Source organism: Bradyrhizobium sp. URHD0069 (assembly GCF_000701345.1).
Lineage (GTDB): Bacteria > Pseudomonadota > Alphaproteobacteria > Rhizobiales > Xanthobacteraceae > Bradyrhizobium.
Map to the genome: position 1 here is coordinate 1 of NZ_JNIJ01000069.1, position 17,512 is coordinate 17,512.

16 protein-coding genes and 2 pseudogenes are annotated in these 17,512 nt (G+C 61.3%); 8 read left to right on the forward strand and 10 right to left on the reverse strand.

Annotated elements, in window-relative coordinates:
- Positions 1-358 precede the first annotated feature (358 nt).
- A complete protein-coding gene (locus N554_RS0128310; RefSeq protein ID WP_029586555.1) occupies positions 359-3,850 on the reverse strand; it encodes an indolepyruvate ferredoxin oxidoreductase family protein in 3,492 nt (1,163 codons plus the stop codon).
- Between the two features lie 389 nt (positions 3,851-4,239).
- On the opposite strand from N554_RS0128310, the gene N554_RS0128315 reads away from it, so the two are divergent.
- Positions 4,240-4,632: a hypothetical protein gene (locus N554_RS0128315; protein ID WP_036054373.1), complete on the forward strand. Its 393-nt coding sequence runs from the start codon at positions 4,240-4,242 to the stop codon at positions 4,630-4,632.
- Between the two features lie 71 nt (positions 4,633-4,703).
- Here N554_RS0128315 and N554_RS0128320 read toward each other — a convergent pair whose 3' ends face one another.
- From N554_RS0128320 to N554_RS36555, 3 genes and pseudogenes are all read right to left on the reverse strand, one after another.
- A complete protein-coding gene (locus N554_RS0128320) occupies positions 4,704-5,519 on the reverse strand; it encodes an isocitrate lyase/PEP mutase family protein (protein WP_029586557.1) in 816 nt (271 codons plus the stop codon).
- A 55-nt stretch (positions 5,520-5,574) separates the two neighbouring features.
- Positions 5,575-5,925: an antibiotic biosynthesis monooxygenase family protein gene (locus N554_RS0128325; RefSeq protein ID WP_029586558.1), complete on the reverse strand. Its 351-nt coding sequence runs from the start codon at positions 5,923-5,925 to the stop codon at positions 5,575-5,577.
- A 25-nt stretch (positions 5,926-5,950) separates the two neighbouring features.
- Positions 5,951-6,259, reverse strand: a pseudogene (locus tag N554_RS36555) (NIPSNAP family protein).
- 73 nt (positions 6,260-6,332) lie between these two features.
- On the opposite strand from N554_RS36555, the gene N554_RS0128335 reads away from it, so the two are divergent.
- From N554_RS0128335 to N554_RS0128345, 4 genes are all read left to right on the forward strand, one after another.
- Entirely contained in the window at positions 6,333-7,031 is a 699-nt protein-coding gene (locus N554_RS0128335) for an ArsR/SmtB family transcription factor (protein ID WP_029586559.1), read from the forward strand.
- Between the two features lie 180 nt (positions 7,032-7,211).
- Positions 7,212-8,225 carry an alpha/beta fold hydrolase gene (locus N554_RS0128340; protein WP_029586560.1) on the forward strand — a complete coding sequence of 338 codons (1,014 nt, stop codon included), beginning with the start codon at positions 7,212-7,214 and terminating at the stop codon, positions 8,223-8,225.
- Positions 8,226-8,513: 288 nt separating this feature from the next.
- Entirely contained in the window at positions 8,514-8,765 is a 252-nt protein-coding gene (locus tag N554_RS38960) for a GCG_CRPN prefix-to-repeats domain-containing protein (RefSeq protein ID WP_081851455.1), read from the forward strand.
- 176 nt (positions 8,766-8,941) lie between these two features.
- Entirely contained in the window at positions 8,942-9,283 is a 342-nt protein-coding gene (locus tag N554_RS0128345; RefSeq protein ID WP_029586561.1) for a hypothetical protein, read from the forward strand.
- A gap of 472 nt (positions 9,284-9,755) precedes the next feature.
- Here N554_RS0128345 and N554_RS0128350 read toward each other — a convergent pair whose 3' ends face one another.
- From N554_RS0128350 to N554_RS0128365, 4 genes and pseudogenes are all read right to left on the reverse strand, one after another.
- Positions 9,756-10,073 carry a hypothetical protein gene (locus N554_RS0128350; RefSeq protein ID WP_029586562.1) on the reverse strand — a complete coding sequence of 106 codons (318 nt, stop codon included), beginning with the start codon at positions 10,071-10,073 and terminating at the stop codon, positions 9,756-9,758.
- Positions 10,074-10,183: 110 nt separating this feature from the next.
- Positions 10,184-10,621 (reverse strand): DsrE family protein, encoded by a 438-nt coding sequence (locus N554_RS0128355; RefSeq protein WP_029586563.1) that lies wholly within the window; start codon positions 10,619-10,621, stop codon positions 10,184-10,186.
- Between the two features lie 80 nt (positions 10,622-10,701).
- Positions 10,702-11,672: pseudogene (locus tag N554_RS0128360) on the reverse strand (MBL fold metallo-hydrolase).
- Positions 11,673-12,045: 373 nt separating this feature from the next.
- The gene (locus tag N554_RS0128365) at positions 12,046-13,224 is read right to left on the reverse strand and encodes a serine hydrolase domain-containing protein (protein ID WP_197033785.1); all 1,179 of its coding nucleotides are present in this window, start codon (positions 13,222-13,224) and stop codon (positions 12,046-12,048) included.
- 356 nt (positions 13,225-13,580) lie between these two features.
- Between N554_RS0128365 and N554_RS0128370 the strand changes: the two genes are divergently transcribed.
- From N554_RS0128370 to N554_RS0128380, 3 genes are all read left to right on the forward strand, one after another.
- Positions 13,581-13,904, forward strand: coding sequence for a malonyl-CoA decarboxylase domain-containing protein (locus tag N554_RS0128370; protein WP_029586566.1), 324 nt, complete (start codon positions 13,581-13,583; stop codon positions 13,902-13,904).
- Positions 13,905-13,997: 93 nt separating this feature from the next.
- Positions 13,998-14,780, forward strand: coding sequence for an alpha/beta fold hydrolase (locus tag N554_RS0128375; protein WP_029586567.1), 783 nt, complete (start codon positions 13,998-14,000; stop codon positions 14,778-14,780).
- A 40-nt stretch (positions 14,781-14,820) separates the two neighbouring features.
- Positions 14,821-15,249, forward strand: a complete 429-nt coding sequence (locus N554_RS0128380; protein WP_029586568.1) for an OsmC family protein — start codon at positions 14,821-14,823, stop codon at positions 15,247-15,249.
- Between the two features lie 16 nt (positions 15,250-15,265).
- Here the strand turns inward: N554_RS0128380 and N554_RS0128385 are convergent, their stop codons facing one another.
- Positions 15,266-16,402: an SEL1-like repeat protein gene (locus tag N554_RS0128385; protein WP_051677760.1), complete on the reverse strand. Its 1,137-nt coding sequence runs from the start codon at positions 16,400-16,402 to the stop codon at positions 15,266-15,268.
- A gap of 17 nt (positions 16,403-16,419) precedes the next feature.
- Positions 16,420-16,866 carry a hypothetical protein gene (locus N554_RS40465; RefSeq protein WP_029586570.1) on the reverse strand — a complete coding sequence of 149 codons (447 nt, stop codon included), beginning with the start codon at positions 16,864-16,866 and terminating at the stop codon, positions 16,420-16,422.
- Positions 16,867-17,512 lie beyond the last annotated feature (646 nt).

Here is a 17,512-nt window from a genome sequence, read left to right on the forward strand (position 1 = left end):
GACGGGCGAAAGTTACGATGGCGCGCGGATGCTTGACGCATCGGCAGTCGCCGCTTGAGAGATCGGCCGGTCGGCGTTCGCCACACCGGTTGAGCCGGAGCTGCAAGAGGGGAGCAGATGGTAGGATCGATCGATCCGAGGTGCGAGACAGTCCGTGGGACCCATTGGCCGAAGAAAGGTCGTGAGGCTGTTTGGAGCTCGCGTCGCGGAAACCATCTTGGCCAGCGGTCTAAAACACACCGCATCAACAGGCCGGACATATGGATGCAAGCGATCCGATCAGACCCTGAAGAACTCTTGTGGCACGGGGGCCGTCCACATATGGGTCCCGGCTCAAGGGCAGGACGACGTCGTGAACCTACTCAGCCGCGATCTGCCTCGGCGCCGGCGGCGGGTTGGCGAGATCGGCGGCCAGCTGCGCATATCGCGCCTTCACGTCCTGCACCGACTTCTCTTTCACCGGCCCGTAGCCGCGGATGCGGTCCGGCAGCGACAACAGTTCGATCGCGGTATCGAGCGTCAACGGCGAAAGCAGGCCGAGCACCGTGGCAACGTCCTTCTCATAGCCGGCGATCAGGTCGCGCTCGAGCTTGCGATCGGCGCTATAGCCAAAGATGTCGAATGCCGTTCCGCGCAGCCCGCGCATCTTCGCCAGCAATCGAAATACCGGCATCATCCACACGCCGAACGCGCGCTTGCGCGGCCGTCCCAGGGCGTCGGTGCCGCCGCCGAGCATCGGCGGGGCGAGATTGAAATTGAACTTGAAATCGCCCTCGAACTGATCGCGAAGCTGCTTTTCAAAATTGCCGTCGGTATAGAGCCGCGCGACCTCGTACTCGTCCTTGTAGGCCAGCAATTTGGCGTAGTTGATCGCAACCGCGCGCGGCAACGCCTCGTTATAGCCGCCGTTCAGTGCGGCGTCGCGCACCTGCGTCACCAGATTGCGGTAGCGCTCGGCGAGGTCAGCGTTCTGATAATCCGTCAACAACGCACTGCGGTGGGCGATGATTTCATCAAGCGACATCGCATCCAGCGTCTTCGGCGCAACCGTCTCGTCCTGGCCCTTCATCATCGCAGCCAGCCGTGCCGGATCGGCTGCCGCCAGCCGTCCCAGCCGAAACGCCTCGGTGTTCATCTTGATCGCGACACCATTGACCTCGATCGCCTGCTCGATCGCCTCGGCGGTGAGCGGCAACTGGCCCTTCTGATAGGCATAGCCCATCATCATCATGTTGGTAGCGATGGAATCGCCGAGCAAGACCTCGGCAGGCTTGGTGAAATCGAAGAATGACGAATCCTTGCGCAGCGCGGCTTCCAGCACGGCGTTGACTTTGCGACTCTGAAAATTGAAATCGCGGTTCAGGATGAAATCCGCAATCGGGATCAGATGGGTGTTGATGACGCCGTAGGTACGGCTCGATTCACAGAGCGTGATGGTTTCTTTGGCGGCGGCAACCACCTCATCGGCGGCAAGCACGAGATCGGCGGTACCGGTTACAATACGCGAACAGGTGACATCAGCGGTATGTTCGGACAGCCGGACGTGGCTCAGCACCGCGCCGCCCTTTTGCGCGAGGCCGGACATATCCAGGATCATGCTCGCCTTGCCCTCGATATGCGCAGCCATACCGAGCAGCGCACCGATCGTCAGCACGCCGGTGCCGCCGACGCCGCCGACGGCGACGTTATAGGGCCGATCGAGCGAAGGTCGCGAGGCCGGTTCGGGCAGATCGCCGATATCGCCGAGGCCGGCCGGAGCGCGCTTGCGCAATTTGCCGCCGTCGACGGTGACGAAGGACGGGCAAAAGCCCTTGAGACAGGAATAGTCCTTGTTGCAGGTCGATTGATTGATGGTGCGCTTGCGGCCCAGTTCGGTCTCCAGCGGCTCCACCGATATGCAGTTCGACTGCACCGAACAATCACCGCAGCCTTCACAAACAGCAGGATTGATGACCACGCGGCGTTGCGGATCCTCCAGCGTGCCTCGTTTGCGACGGCGACGCTTTTCGGCAGCGCAGGTCTGCACAAACACGATGGCGGAGGCGCCCTTCACTTCGCGCAGCGTCTTCATAACCGCATCGAGTTCGTCGCGATGCGCGGTCTTGGTGCCCGGCGCAATTTCGGAGGCCGGATAGGCGTCGGGATTTTCCGACACCAGGTAGATTTCGCGGATGCCTTCTGAATGCAGCTGGAAGGTGATCTGCTGCGGCGACAGTTCGCCGTCGACATGCTGGCCGCCGGTCATGGCGGTCGCGTCGTTGTAGAGGATCTTGTAGGTGATGTTGGCGCCCGAGGCGACGGCCTGGCGGATCGCGAGACTGCCGGAATGGAAATAGGTGCCGTCGCCGAGATTGGCGAACACGTGTTTCTCGTCGGTAAACGGCGCCACGCCGACCCACGGCACGCCCTCGCCGCCCATATGCGTAAACGTCTCGGTGTTGCGGTCCATCCACAACGCCATGAAGTGGCAGCCGATGCCGGCGAAGGCGCGGCTGCCATCGGGCACTTTTGTAGAGGTGTTATGCGGGCAGCCCGAGCAGAAATACGGCGTGCGGGAGATCGGCGCCACCGGCTGCATTTGCGTCGCCAGCCGGCCGTTGAACCAGTCGGCCTTGGCGCGCAGCATGGCCGCGACTTCGGGATTGAGATTGAGGCGCAGCAGCCGCTCGGTCAGCGAGCTTGCTAGCGACGCCACACTGAGTTCTTCGGCGAACGGCAAGAAACGCTTGTCGTGCTCGTCCATCTTGCCGACGATGCGCGGGCGGACGTCGTCGCGCCAGTTGAACAGCTCCTGCTTAACCTGGTTCTCGACGATCTCGCGGCGCTCTTCGACGATCATGATCTCTTCGAGACCGACCGCGAATTCGCGCACGCCTTCCGGCTCCAGCGGCCAGGGCATGCCGATCTTGTAAAGCCGCAGGCCAATCTTGGCGGCGACTTCCGGCGTGACACCGAGTTCGCGCAACGCCTGGCGGATATCCTCATAGCTCTTGCCGGATGCCATGATGCCGAACCGCGCGTTCGGCGAATCCATGGTGATACGGTTGACCTTGTTGGCGCGGGCGAAGGCGATCGCGGCGAAGCCCTTGTAGTCCTGCAGGCGCCGGTCCTGGTCGTAGCGGTCGTCGGGCCAGCGCAGGTTGAGGCCGCCGGGCGGCATCTCGAAATCGGTGGGGATGATGAAGGGCTTCATCTCGTCGGCGAGATCGATCTCCGCCGTGGTCTCCACGGTCTCGGTGATCACCTTCATGCCGACCCAGCAGCCGGAATAGCGCGACATCGCGATACCCAGCAGCCCCATCTCGATCATTTCGTGGATGCTGGAGGGATAGAGGTAGGGAATCAACGCGGAAATGAAGGCATGGTCCGACTGATGCGGCACGGTGGAGGATTTCGCGCCGTGATCGTCGCCGGCGAGACAAAGTACGCCGCCGTTTTTCGCCGAGCCCGCGGCATTGCCGTGACGAAAGACGTCACCGCAGCGGTCGACGCCGGGACCCTTGCCGTACCAGATGCTGACCACGCCATCGTGCCTGGCGCCCGGCGAAAGGTTGAGCTGTTGCGAACCCCAGACCGCCGTGGCCGCGAGGTCTTCGTTCACGCCGGGCTGGAATTTGACGTTGTATTGTTCGAGGTGTTTACGCGCGGCGAATAGTTGCTGGTCATAGCCGCCGAGGGGCGAACCGCGATAGCCGGAAATGAACCCTGCGGTGTTGAGACCGGCGGCGCGGTCGCGTCGGATCTGCGCCATCGGCAGGCGAACCAATGCCTGAATTCCGGTCAGGAAGATGTGGCCGGAGCCTTGGGTGTATTTCTGATCGAGACTGATCGGACCTTGGTTGATTCCCATTCCACCCTCTTGCGCCCTGAAGACAATCGCCGCAGCGGCCTTTTTTACTTAGTCGTTCAATCCGTTAGAACCAGTCTATGTCGGTTTTTGCACTGGGCGCACCACAAATCTTGGCGAGGGAGACCCGCATTCTCTATTCGCAATTTCATGGCGAAGGCCCCGGCTTCCGTTTTCGGGTTGTGTCGCCGCAGGGCGCTGTTGCGAAACGACGTGGCGCCTTCACGGAGAGGGTTTCCCACTCTAGTGCCGCCAGGGGCGCCAAATAGATGCACGGAAGGGCACGCGGGCTGGCATGGCTTGGGTTCCTCCCGGTAGCCCAGAAACATTGGTTCGGGGGGAACCCACGCCGTTCCCCGGCGGTTGTCCTCTCATCAACGGAGGAACGGCTCATGGCCAACCAACCCCATCCGGACGATCCCTATCGTTCCAAACGTGGCGACGACGACTTCCGGCGCCAGGCCCGCCCCGAAAGCGAGTTGCAGCCCGATCCTGAACTGACCGAAGGTCCCGCGAGTAACGCGAAAGTTGCGATATTCGCGATCGCCATCGCGATCGTGCTTGGCGCGGTGTTCTACGGCCTGAACAACACGTCGATCAACCAGGCCGGCACTTCTTCGACGGCCCAGAACCCTTCGCCGTCAGCGCCTCCGGGAACACCGCGCGCCAACACCGATCAGGGAATGACAACCGGTACGGCTCCGGCACGCCCGCAGTCCCCGCCGTCTGCGGCCCCCACGGGCCAGGAGCTCGATCGCTCCACCAATCCGCCGGCAAGTAAGTAGCGGAGGTAAGTAGCGACTTAAGAAATTGCCGGCGCAGCGGGCTTCGTTCACCCGCTGCGCGTCGTTGCGTGTTAGCTGAACATCTTGTTCAGTTGGCCGCCGGAATAGCCGCTGCCCAGTTCGGTGAACGTCCCCTTCTCCGCGATCTCGCGCGACGCACGCATGAAACCGGCCCAGGCGGTGAGCGCCAGCGAACCGCCGACACTGATGCGGCGAACGCCGAGATCGGCGGCTTCCGCAACCGAGAGGCCGGGTGCACCGATCAGGAGATTGACCGGCTTGGGATGCACCGCCTTCACGACCGCTGCTATCTGCTCCTTGGTTTTGATCCCGGGCGCATAGAGACAATCCGCTCCCGCATCGGCGTAGGCGGTGAGCCGATCGATCACCAGGGTAAGATCGGCCTGCCCGACCAGAAAACCTTCGCAGCGCCCGACCAGCAACACGCCGCTGTTATTAGCGTCGATCTCTGCGCGCGCCGCCTTGATGCGTTCGACCGCGAGCGCGCGGTCGTAAAGCGGCTTTGCGGCGTCTCCAGTCGAGTCCTCGATCGACAACCCGGCGACGCCGGTGTTGACCGCGCGCGCGACGTTGGCTGCGACCTTCTCCGCCTCATGGGCGAAGCCGCCCTCGAAATCGGCGTTGACGGGCAGATCGACCGCGTTGCACAGCGCGGTGAGATGCTGCAACACGTCCTCGAGGGTGACGCGGTTGTCGGCCTTGCCAATGGACCAGGCAAAGCCGGCGCTGGTGGAGGCGATCGCCTTGAAGCCGAGATGCTGCAGCGCCCGGGCACTGCCGACATCCCAGGGATTGGGCAGCACGAAGCAGCCGGCTTCGTGCATCTTGCGAAAGGTGTTGCGCTTATCCGCTGTCGTGATCGGCATGGTCCCTCCCGGTCTATGTTCAGCTGCGCCAGATAGTCACGCACCGCCCCGAACGCTAGAGCGCGTCGTGAACGATGCGGCTGTCTTGTGGCGCCTGGGCACGATCATTCAGGCCGTAGTCGCGGATGACGCCGGCAATGCGCAGCCGGTAATTTTCGAAAATCCGCGCGCGCCCCTTGCCCTGGCTCTTGCGGTGCCCCGGCACATTGCGCCATGCCTCGACGGCGGCTTCATCGCGGAAAAACGACAGGGAGAGGATCTTGCCTTTTTCGGTCAAGCTTTCGAATCGCTCAACCGAGATAAACCCGTCGATGGTTTCCAGCACCGGCTTCAACTCCGCCGCAATGTCGAGGTATTCCTGTTTGTGCTCCGGCTTTGGCCAGACCTCGAAAATCACCGCTATCATATCGATCTCCTCGTTTCCCGACGATCTATGATCTCACCTGTCGCAGAAACGTTCGCTCCTCCGCAAGGATGAATTTGTTCTCTTCGGCGAAACTAAAATTGGCCATGCCCTCGCTATCGGTGCGAAGCCGTGCGCGATAACTTTCATAGGCTGCAAGATTTTCGAAAGAAATCAGCGCGAACGCGATGTTGTTGGTGCCTTCGTGCGGCATCCAGTAACCGACGAGATCGCCGCCGCATTTCGGAATGATGGTGAGTCAGCGCCTGGCATACTCCTCGAACATCGCACGCTTGAACGGATCGAGCTGGTAGCGGATGAAAACGGTGACGGCCAATGGAACCTCCATGGTTTCGGAGGTTCCAATATAGCCGCTTGATCGACGTCGATACTTCGGTTACGATCGAACTATGAAAGCTGGCCCCGATATTGCCATGGTCGCCTCGCTGGTAGGCGATCCCGCGCGCTCCAATATGCTGACCGCGCTGATGACCAGCCGCGCGCTGACCGCGAGCGAGTTGGCGCATCAGGCCGGCATCACGCCGCAGACCGCGAGCTCGCATCTGGCGAAGCTGGAAGCCGGCGGCCTGATCGAGCCGGATAAGCAGGGCCGCCACCGCTACTATCGCCTCGCCGACCCCGATGTCGCCGGTGTGCTCGAGGGCCTCGCAGGCCTGGCGGCGCGGGCCGGTCACATGCGTGTGCGCACCGGGCCGAAAGATCCGGCGCTGCGTCGTGCGCGGATTTGCTACGACCACCTCGCCGGCGATCTCGGCGTGCAGATGCTCGACAGCATGAAAACGCAGCGGCTGGTACGGCAGAAGAAACAGGATATCGAATTGACCGTCGAGGGCGCGCGCTTTTTGGCGAAGAACCTGCAGATTTCGGCCGACAGCCTCGCCCATCCGCGCCGGCCCGTGTGCAAGGCTTGTCTGGACTGGAGCGAGCGGCGCCATCATCTCGCCGGCACACTTGGTGCAGCCATGATGACGCGCTTCACCGAGCTGAAATGGGCGGCCCGCGACACCACTCCCTGCAGCCGCGTCGTCAATTTCAGCCGCAATGGCGAAAAGCGGTTCACGGCGCTGTTCGGCGAGAGCACAGGTTAAATCGGGCCACGATTTTTCAATCTCCTGGTTTGAACGCCCAAGTTGTGTGCGCAGACGAACCGATACTTGCTTCTTCCCGAGGCTCCCATGAACTGAGACAACAAGTCGTGAAGCCGAGCCGCCTTCCATTCGTCCGGCAGCGGCGGCAAGACAGAATGGACCTTCATTCTGGAGCCCTCGATGCGACGCATTTTCTGCCATCTGATCTCCGCCGCCGCCCTCCTCGTCTTCCCCTTCAAGGCCGATGCCGCGGAACCTGTAGCCCGTGAACCCTACGGCATCGGCCTTGAAGGCTTTGCCTATCCCTATCCCGTCAGCATGCTGCCGCTCAACTATGACGGCGAGCAGGTGCGGATGGCCTACATGGACGTCGCGCCGGCGCAACCGAATGGCCGCGCTGTGGTGCTGCTGCACGGCCGCAATTTCCCGTCGAGCTATTGGGCGCCTGTCATCAAGACACTGAGTGACGCCGGCTACCGCGTGGTGGTGCCGGACCAGATCGGCTTCGGCAAATCCTCCAAGCCATCTGCCGAGCTCCATTTCGATACGCTGGCGCGCAACACCATCGCGCTGCTCGATCATCTGCAAATCGCCAAGGCCGACATCGTCGCACATTCCCTTGGCGGCATGCTCGGCGTGCGCATCGCGCGCGCCTACCCGGACCGCATCCACCATCTGCTGCTCGCCGCGCCGATCGGACTGGAGGACTACCGGCTTTATGTGCCGCCAACTCCCACGGAAAAAATTCTGGACAACGAAGACAAGTTGACCGCCGAGGGCTACCGCAAGCAGCTGCAGACCAACTATTCGCTAAAACTGCCGCCCGACCAGGTAACGCCGTTCATCGATGCGCGCTTCAACATCAAAGGCAGTTCGGAATATCCACGCTGGCTGCGCGCCTTCGCCAGTTCAGGGCAGATGATCTATCGCGAGCCGGTGGCGCACGAAATTCCGCTGATAACGCAACCGACGCTGTTCATCATGGGAGCCGACGATCACAACGCACCGGGCAAACCGAATGCGCCGGAGGCGCTGCGGCCGAAGATGGGGCAAAACGCCGAGCTCGCCAAAGCGCTTGCTGCCAAAATGCCAAATGCCAATGCGGAGGTGATCTTGAACACCGGCCATCTGGTATTTCTTGAAGCGCCCGCCAAATTCAACGAGCTGATGCTCGCCTTCCTCGCCTCCCGCTAAGGTCTGATTCGACTGCCTCGAATCGGACTCTCGCGCTATCGCCTTGTTTGGACAGCACCTCCGGGCAAACGCTTCGTGCTTGTCCCGGGGGAAACGTGGTTTCCGGATGAGACTCTCGTGCCGGCAAATCGCTTCTGAATCAACGGCATTCATGCCGCGTTCACGTCGCCTCATTAGACTCAGACCCGATGTTTCGACATATTGTGTTGTGGATATTTAACGTGTCGAATCACGGAGATTGAATCACTGTCGGGTGCCGCGATGCGGTCTAACATCAAGGAAGAAAACATGAAGTATCTCTTCGTAGCAGCGCTGGTTGCGGGCACGCTCGCGAGCTTTAGCGCCGCTAACGCCGCCGGCGGATGCGGCCCCGGCTGGCATCGTGGTCCTTATGGCGGATGCCAGCCCAACCGCCGCGCCGTGGTGGTAACGCCTCGCGCGTTTATGGTTGCTCCCCGGCCAGTGGTGGTAGTACCCCGTGCGCGCGTCTGCCCCTACGGTAGCGTCTGGCGCCACGGCCGCTGCCGCGTGACCTATTAAGAGCAGTCACGGCTTAAGAGCAGTCACGGCAAGACCCCGCTCACGCGGGGTTTTTGTTTGAGAGGTATAGCGCTGTCGCACTCGGACTGCGATGCTACGCCTTCAGTTTTCAAACAGCCAACGACCGTTGTGGAGCTGTCACTGCGAGCCACCGGGTCCCGCCTTCGGCGCGCCCGATGACAGGCTCCGCGAAGCAATCCATCGTCACCGCGAACCAGAAGCTGGATTGCTTCGTCGCTTCCGCTTTTCGCAATGACGTCAATGCCAGACACAGCTTCGCGGCCTCGCCGCGCATCCACGCGAGTTTTGCTGTCAACGTCGCGCCTTCGAAATCAGAGGGCACAGGGAATGCCGGGCGCCCGGTGCGCCCGCAGCCCGTGTGCAATGGTAGTAAGCACACGGTAGTCACCACGGTCACGCCGGAAATCACCCGGCATTCCCCGCGCAATGGTTTTAACGGCGTATATCGTGCTTTCCCCGGCGACGAATTCGTCTTGTCACCGTCGTCGGCGGATTAAAGGTTTTGCCGAGCCCGGTTGGGCTCGCAAAACCTCCGCCGACTTAACACCAGCAACGGGTGTCAGGACCACACGGCTTAACCGTCCGCGTCAGCGCCGTTCGTCAGCTCGCCGCAAATCGCTCACGAGGTTCAACTCGCCCTGCGATTGCCAATGCGCGCCCAACGCTGCCGCGTCCACCGCATCCCGCGCCCTACGTCCGTGACGATCGCGAAACGCCCCTCTGAGGGCGCGAGACGGCGAGGGTTCTAGAGTTGATTTGGGTAAAACGGGAAGCGGAATATTTTTGCAAATGGGACTGGACCGGTGGAAACAGCTTGATCTGTCTCAACAAATCGCGCTGTCCAAGCAAAGGCGGAGTGGCCCCAAACGGTCCGCGCAAGGCGCGATCCCATGAAAGGCTTCGGCGCCGCCCGCCGCCTCATTTGGCCGGCGAACGGCAGATCACGCTGCGCCGGGCGTCGAGGCGCACTCACCCCGCCCCAAACTCCTCCGCCAGCACAAAAGTCTCGCGCGTGCGCGTGACCTCGGGCCAGTCGCGGTTGAAATCGGCGACCAGCGACGCCAGCGCATCGCCGCTCGTGGCGCGATCGAGCGCGGCCTGGTCGGCGAATTCATACGTCGCCTGATGCAGCGAAGGATCGCTCACGCTCCAGAACCGCCACGCCTTCTTCACCCCGAACGCCTTCACGGCGTCGGGCAGATGCTCCCGGTGATACCAGTCGTCAAACGCCTTGCGTTTGGCTGGATCGGCGACAATGGCGCGGACGACGAAAAAGGCTGCAGGCATCGGCTCCTCCCGGTATGTTTCCCCTCATGTCTTGAAAAATTCGACCTGCAAGGGCCATCAAAACATAGCTCCGAATGTGTCATCATCCTTCTTGGTGGAATTGGAGTAGATCACTCGGTGATTTTCACAAATCCCTCTTGAACGAGCTGCGTCGTTCTTGCCATGGCGTCCGTGTTGACGTCGATTCCCGGAAGCAAGTCCTCGTTGCCCCACTTGTGGGCCTTCGCGGTGGCGCCGCACAACTCGACCTTCACACCACGTTTCATCAGATCGGCGACCAGATACTTGTATGGATTCCCGGTCGCAATATTTCGTTCGGCGTTGTAGGCACTGTCGTGCAAGGTCACGTGGCCGGCATTTGTGTGAAAGACTGCGATAACGTTGCCCTTTGCCTTCCAATCTGCGATGTCGCCTTCAATAAGCTGAAGGTGAAAAAGCGAAGCAGGCAAATCCCCTTCGAACTCCAAAGCTCCAATACTATACACGGATTTCACCTCCGCCAGCCGCACCGGTATATCGATGTGAAGCGGTTTTTCCGTAGCAGACATGTCATATTTCCTTTCGAATTAATGCTCATCGCGTCTCATTGCGCGCACCTCACGTCGGCAGGCCGACACCTGCGAAGGTGTCAAACTCCCTTGAAAACCAGGCGGGCGAAGAGCGCCGGGTCGATGACGAATTGACCCCACTTCGCGTCGAACGCCGCGGTCGGCTTGGCGGCGATGGTGTCGTCGAGCGAGCGGCCCTGCTGCTTGAGTTTCGCGACATTCTCGCGGATCGCGACGAGCATATCGCGATAGGCGGAAAGTTCCGCCTTGTTGCTCACCGGGTGGCCATGGCCGGTAATCACGATCGTTTTGTCAGTCACGGCGGCGATATTTGCCTCGGCCGCCTTGATCATCCTGTCGATATTCCCGCCGGTCGAGTAGTCGATAAATGGATAGATTCCGTTCCAGAAGGTGTCGCCGCAATGAAGAATATCCGCGTCAGGAATTGTAACCGAGATATCGCTGTCCGTGTGAGCGGGACCGTAGTGCTTGAGGGCAAGGTTCGAGCCGTTCAGGGTCAGAGCCTTCTCTGATGAGAACACTTCCGTCGGTACGGCTGCGAGTGCCGGCGAGGGGAAGTTGAAATCCCAGTCTTCGACTCTCTGCGCGGACAAGAGATGCTTGTGGGTGTTTTCGTGGGCGAGAATGGCTGCACCTTGCGCATTGAGCCACGCATTGCCGTCGGCATGATCGAAATGCCAGTGCGTGTTGATCAGGTGCTTGATCGGACCAGGGCTGAGGCTGTTGGCAGCTTCAAGGATTCGTGGTCGCGACGCGGTGATTCCTCCGTCGATGAACACCGTCCCATCGGCACCGGTCAAGACACCGATATTGCCGCCAGAGCCCTTGAGGACGCTGACGTTGCGGCGCAGCTTATGGATTTTTATCGGTGCCTTGGCGGCGTCGTCGCGAATCAGATCGACGATGTTGCGTGCCTCGGCGTAGGCTCGCGAGGGGCTTAGCCAGCATTCTTAGCTGCGAAGCCAGCCGCTACCACGCAGCAGATGCAGAAGCCGCGGCGTGACAACGTATGCTGATTGATAACAGACATGCCAAATCCCCCGGGAACGCTGGTTCGGTTTTATTCAGGCGAACGCCTCGCGCAGAAGATTTGCAGGCCGTCGAAAGGGAGGCTTCCAGAAACGATCTGGGGTTTAAGAATCGCACGACGATCTTGAGTGATCGTTGCCAGAGCGTCGTAGAGCCGGTTTACGACAGAACGATCTCGGAAGCTGCCCGTTTATATAATCCTGAGGCACACCAACACGCAGCATTATTGCGGTTGCGGTTGCTGTTTCAGTTGCAATAGCGCCGCACCATCGTCTCGATCGTCCTATGTGCCTCCTTCCCCGCACCGGCGAGGTGAAGAATGAGGCCGCCACTTCCGGCTATGACAACCCTTAGCGGAAGTGCTGCCTGCGGAGCTAACGATGCGCGTATTGCGCCACGACCGCATACCACAAGGCCATAGCTTCCGGCGATTTGGGGTTCCCGACCGGCAACTTACGCACAGCCTTCTGCACCATGATCAGCTTCGACTCGGGGTCGACGAAGAGACCCTGTCCATGAATACCCAAGAGAAGGAACATTCGCCGCTCTCCCGGCAATATCCAGACCTGATAGCCGTAACCCCAGGACTGGGCAATCGTGTTGCGTAGGTAACTATCCCGTGGCACCGTCGTCGCATCGAGAAGCCACTGCCGCGGAACAATCTGCTGGCCGTTCCAGGCACCGTCATTTGCCAACAGCAATCCCAGGCGTGCCCAGTCGCGTAGCGTGGCGACGAAGCAGCAGTAAGCCACTTCTTGCCCTGTTGGATCGATAGCCCAAGCGGCGTCGGACTCGGCACCGAGCTTTTGCCAAATCCGTGTCGCAAGATAGTCGGCAAGCGGCATGTGGACCGCACGGCTGACGACGAGGCCGAGCACCTCTGTCTCCGAACTGGCATAGGCAAAGCGTGTATTGGGCGGCGCGTCACGCGTGTTGATTTGGCGAAGCGCGGCAATCGCACCGACCGGGTTATGTCCCAGCAGCCCGGCATGCAACTTGATAATGTCGTCGTCTGGCTGATAGGTTTGTTCGCGAAAAGCGACGCCTGAAGACATGTGAAGCAGAGCACGCAGCGGCGTGGCCCCGTATTCCGTATCCGCCAATTCCGACACATAGGTTGCTGCCGTATCGTCGATGGAATGAATTGCGCCTTCGGACACAGCGATGCCAACCAGCAAGCCCGTAAGAGTTTTCGCCATCGACTGTGAGAGAAAGCGATCCTTGTCCGTTCGGGCATAGCGATAGTGCTCGAACAGGATCGTGTCACCGCGCGCGATTAGTAGGCCGGTCACGGGGTGCGTATCGAGATAGTCGCCAATCGCCTTCTGCCGCCCGTCGTAATGATAGACTGGTACGATTTCCTCGGCCGTGCGCTTCAAAACCGAAGGCGCCGCCGGTTTTGGAACGGTGCGCATCGGAGTCAGCTTGTCGTAGTGACTGTACATTCCAACCATGAAGTCCTGCCGGGAACCCGGTGGGTATTCAAAGGAGGGCACCGGATATCCCTTGGAGGCGCCATATGCCTCCGCCTCGGGACCCGTGTCGGAGAACACCGGACCCGATTCCGCGAAAGCAAGGCCTTCGAGAACGAGGATCGAAACGAACGCGAGCAGCAGAAGACGGATCATGGTGCCCCCCAGCGCAAAGGCATTCGGGAGTATCGGTACACGACCTTACCACCGATTAGAGCTCATGTCGGGTATTGGCAGATTTTGTTGCAAAAGGCCCAAAATGCCGGGCGACTAATTTTCCGCTAAAAGACCAAACAAGCGGCCATCGCCGGTCGGTGTAACGTCAGGCGCGTGCGAGGCTGACTGTGAGTTTACTACAGGATGAAGTAGTCCCTCACATCATTACGCTTCGCGACATCGAGAGCGACGGCTGGTGCCATGATCCAGCGCAGAGGGAGGTGCTGCGCCCCGTGTTGATGCGGCTGTGCGCCCTTTATCTGACGCGCCAGCCCTCGATACGCATCGACCCCGTGGCGCGTTTTCACCTCGGCAATGGCGCACGGCTCGAACGGATCAATTGGCTCGGCAACAACTCGCCGCGCGGCATCCGGGAATCCTTCGGCATCATGGTGAACTACCTCTACGACCGCGACACCATCGAGGACAACCACAAAGCCTTTGTACGCGGGACGATCGTGCGTTTCCAGGAGGTCGATGCCATTTTGAAAGGCGTGGCCGTGGATGAAGTCGATACTCGCCCCAACTCCGCCAAACGACGGTGAGCGGCCGAAATCGCCACCTCCACGGCTGACGCCGTTCGGCTGTATCCACGCCATCCGAACAACATGCCAGCCCTACGACGAAAGAGGATCATCATCATGATGAACAGACGTACGTTTTCGACCGCCCTGGTTGCCGGTGCCGCGGCATCGTTGATCTCCACCAAACCCACCACCGCTGCCAGCACCGCTCCGGTCAAGGCGCGCAACGTCGTGCTCGTGCACGGCCTGTTTGCCGACGGATCATGCTGGTCGGAGGTGATCGCGCGATTGCAGGCCGCAGGACTTAACGTCACTTCCGTGCAAAACCCGTTGACCACGCTGCCCGACGCAGTCGCTTCCGCAGAGCGCGTGCTGGCGCGGCAGGATGGTCCGACGGTCCTGGTCGGGCATTCCTTTTCCGGCATGATCGTCACCGAAGCCGGCGTGCATCCGAACGTTTCCGCGCTGGTCTATGTGGCAGCGCGCGCGCCAGATGCGGGCGAGGACTACACGGCCCTGGCGAAGACATATCCGACGCCGCCGGCGAGCGCGGGAATAGTGTTCGACGGCGATGAAGGACGTCTCTCCGAAGAGGCCTTCCTGCGTGATTTCGCGGGCGACCTGCCGGCAGCGAAGGCGAAGGTGCTCTACGCCGTGCAGGAGCCGTTCAACAAGGCTCTGCTCACCGGCAAGACCACGCACGCGGCCTGGCGATCGAAGCCGAGCTATTACGCCGTTTCGACAGAGGACCGCACGATCAACCCGGACCTCGAGCGCTTCATGGCCAAGCGGATGGGCGCAAAGACCATCGAGGTGAAGGCCAGCCATCTTTCGCTGATTTCTCATCCCGACGAAATCACGCGGCTGATCCTCCAAGCCGCGGGACAGCAAGCCTGACGAACCCAGCGCATGCACAGCACGATAGGAGCAAGGAGCCATGAAACGCTTTGGATCTGCCACCTGGAACGGCGGCCTGCGTGAAGGCAAGGGCTCGGTCTCGACCGAGAGCCGCGCGCTGGAAACCTATCCCTACACGTTCTTCAGCCGCTACGGTGAAAAGCCGGGCACCAATCCGGAGGAGCTGCTTGGGGCGGCTCACGCCGCCTGCTTCACCATGTCGTTCGTCAGACTACTCGGCATGGCGAACTTCGTGCCGGTGCAAGTCGACAGCAAATCGGAAGTCGTCATCGACAAAGACGGCGATGGCTTTTCCATCACCTCGGTCCATCTCACCGTCACCGCGAAGATACCCGGCATCGACGAGGCCGCGTTCCATTCAATCGCCGCAAAAGCAAAGGCCGGTTGCCCTGTCTCCAAACTGATGAAGGTCGAGATTGGCTTCGAAGCCAGACAGGCACAGATGTAGATTCAACGGCAGTCGATCAGCCTGGGGGTATGATGCCGATCCGCATTGGCATTCCGCTCAAAGCTCTCTGATCGGGTTGAAAAGCGCTGCGCAGCAGGTTTCGGGCTTCCGGGTGTCCGCGGTCAGCCGCCGCCTGTAACCAACGCTGCGCGACTGCACGGTCCATCAGCGGGTCGGAGACGGCGCTGCTTCGAGCGCTCGCAGCAAAAGTGGAGGCCGTTCTTTCTTCCGATCGCGCTTTAAATTCATTGTTTGGCACGCGATCGGGGCGGCTGATCGGCTTCCACTCAGCCTGATTGAGCGCCAGTGCGCCCAGCGCAAACATGGCGCCGACATGACCCTTGCTGGCGGCCTTCTCGAACAGCGCTGTTGCGGTGGATTGGTCGCGCGGCCCGCCGCGGCCGTTCACCATCATCTCGGCCAGCGCCGCTTCTGCGTCGGCCATGCCGAGTGCAGCGGCCCGTGCGATCCAGGCGCGACCTGCTTCGGCATCCGCCTCGACGCCACGCCCTTCGGCCAGCATCCGGCCGTACCAGTACTGCGCGTCCACCACGCCGTCCGCCGCGCGGCGGAGCCACTGCGCCGCCTTCCGGTCGTCGCGCTCCAGACCGGCACCCTCGAGCAGGCACAGGCCGTAATTAAACGCCGCGACCAAGTTTCCGGACGCGGCTGCCTGCTCGAGCCAGCGGCGCGCCTTTGCAAGGTCTTCCGGACGCCCGTCGCCGACACCCTTCAGGAGAAGATTGGCGAGGTCCACCCGTGCTTGCGGATCGCCGGCCTCGGCGGAGATACGAAGCCAGTGCGCCGCCTCTTTCGCATCGCGCGCCACCCCGGCCCCGGTCAGGTAGAGCAGGCCCAGCGCCCGCGCAGCGATGCAATGCCCGGTCTCTGCGGCGCGGCGAAACCAGATCGCCGCCTCCGCGTAGTTGGGTGGTAGTGCCCCGCCCTTGAGGTAAAGGTCGCCCAGTAGCGCCGCCGCGTCCGGATCGCCGGCCAGCGCTGCTTGGCGCAGCCATGATTCGCCTTCGGCCGGGTTCGGCTCGACCCCGAGCCCCCACATCAGCGCGCGTCCCCAACTCGCCTGGCCGGAGCGGTTGCCTTTGGCGGCCGCCTGCCGGTACAGCTGCGCGGCGGCTGCCTGGTCGCGCTCCATCCCCGCTCCGCGTTCGGTCAGGACACCGAGCAGATAGATCGCCGGTGCGAGCCCCGCCTGCGCGGCCCGGCGGAGATGTGCGGCGACCTCAAGCTTGCCTTCAGACCTCGTCCGGTTCGCGTTGCAAATTGAAAACGCTCTCCTCGTGGAACAAAGATCATTGTCATGTCCGAAGCTTCCGCAGTGAAATGCTGACCGGCAATAGCAAACTTTGTTGCAGCCTCGTTGAGGACGACTGCACAGGCGATCACGTCCCGGAGAACGAGCGCGTTCAGTTCGACAACTTCTGCAGCCGGATAATCAACCACGAAGAGGCCCATGCCGCGACCCGCCCATGCCGCACTGCCGACGCTCTTACCGCTCACAGGGTCCATATGAGGAAGCCGGGTCAGGTTCCCACCGTCCACCTGCATTCCAGCACGGAAAATGACCTCCTCATAGTAAGCCTGGGTCATCATCTGCATTGTGGTCACCTCAGTTGCAGCGTTTCCGCAACTAAGCGGGGAGCAAATACCTGTACGTAATGCGCTAACAGCGTTTCCGGATCATCACGACTGGGAGGTGTTGCGTTACAGCAGCAACAATACTCGGGTGTGTTGGGTACCCGGCAGTTCCGAGTCTGGCACCCGCGTCGCGAATGGACCCAAAGCGGAAGTCGGATTGGTCCTCCAAATGGTCGCGAAACGCGCTGATACCCGGTGACTGACCGCTGCTAATTTGATAACCTCCAATCAGACCCGGCTGGCAGGCGACCGAATGAATTCGGTCAATTGAAATGGCGCCAGTTCAGCACGCTTCTCGGCGGCGCGACCGCTTGGCCGGGCGCGCAGCAGCGGGCGATGCCGGTGGTCGGGTTCCTCAACAGCGCATCGTCGCAGGGGTATGCGCTTAAGCGGCCTTTCTCAGTTCCTATAATGGAGTGGGCCCATGCTGTTCGGTGCCTGTAATTGTCAGCCACGGTCGCCAATATCGCGACGTGGATTGCTCTGCGCCGGCGGCGCAGGCTTCGTGTCAGCGCTCATCGGCACGTTGGCCGGAAATGCGCGGACGGCGCGAGCTCAGGCGCTCGGGTCCAGGGTTCCGGAGGTCGACCGGGCTGCCGTTCGCATC

Excerpts from the sequence above, each read along its gene's own strand:
- N554_RS0128310 (WP_029586555.1), bottom strand. The coding sequence starts at position 3,850 with ATGGGAATCAACCAAGGTCCGATCAGTCTCGATCAGAAATACACCCAA.
- N554_RS0128315 (WP_036054373.1), top strand. The coding sequence starts at position 4,240 with ATGGCCAACCAACCCCATCCGGACGATCCCTATCGTTCCAAACGTGGC.
- N554_RS0128320 (WP_029586557.1), bottom strand. The coding sequence starts at position 5,519 with ATGCCGATCACGACAGCGGATAAGCGCAACACCTTTCGCAAGATGCAC.
- N554_RS0128325 (WP_029586558.1), bottom strand. The coding sequence starts at position 5,925 with ATGATAGCGGTGATTTTCGAGGTCTGGCCAAAGCCGGAGCACAAACAG.
- N554_RS0128335 (WP_029586559.1), top strand. The coding sequence starts at position 6,333 with ATGAAAGCTGGCCCCGATATTGCCATGGTCGCCTCGCTGGTAGGCGAT.
- N554_RS0128340 (WP_029586560.1), top strand. The coding sequence starts at position 7,212 with ATGCGACGCATTTTCTGCCATCTGATCTCCGCCGCCGCCCTCCTCGTC.
- N554_RS38960 (WP_081851455.1), top strand. The coding sequence starts at position 8,514 with ATGAAGTATCTCTTCGTAGCAGCGCTGGTTGCGGGCACGCTCGCGAGC.
- N554_RS0128345 (WP_029586561.1), top strand. The coding sequence starts at position 8,942 with ATGACAGGCTCCGCGAAGCAATCCATCGTCACCGCGAACCAGAAGCTG.
- N554_RS0128350 (WP_029586562.1), bottom strand. The coding sequence starts at position 10,073 with ATGCCTGCAGCCTTTTTCGTCGTCCGCGCCATTGTCGCCGATCCAGCC.
- N554_RS0128355 (WP_029586563.1), bottom strand. The coding sequence starts at position 10,621 with ATGTCTGCTACGGAAAAACCGCTTCACATCGATATACCGGTGCGGCTG.
- N554_RS0128380 (WP_029586568.1), top strand. The coding sequence starts at position 14,821 with ATGAAACGCTTTGGATCTGCCACCTGGAACGGCGGCCTGCGTGAAGGC.
- N554_RS0128385 (WP_051677760.1), bottom strand. The coding sequence starts at position 16,402 with ATGGAGCGCGACCAGGCAGCCGCCGCGCAGCTGTACCGGCAGGCGGCC.
- N554_RS40465 (WP_029586570.1), bottom strand. The coding sequence starts at position 16,866 with ATGCAGATGATGACCCAGGCTTACTATGAGGAGGTCATTTTCCGTGCT.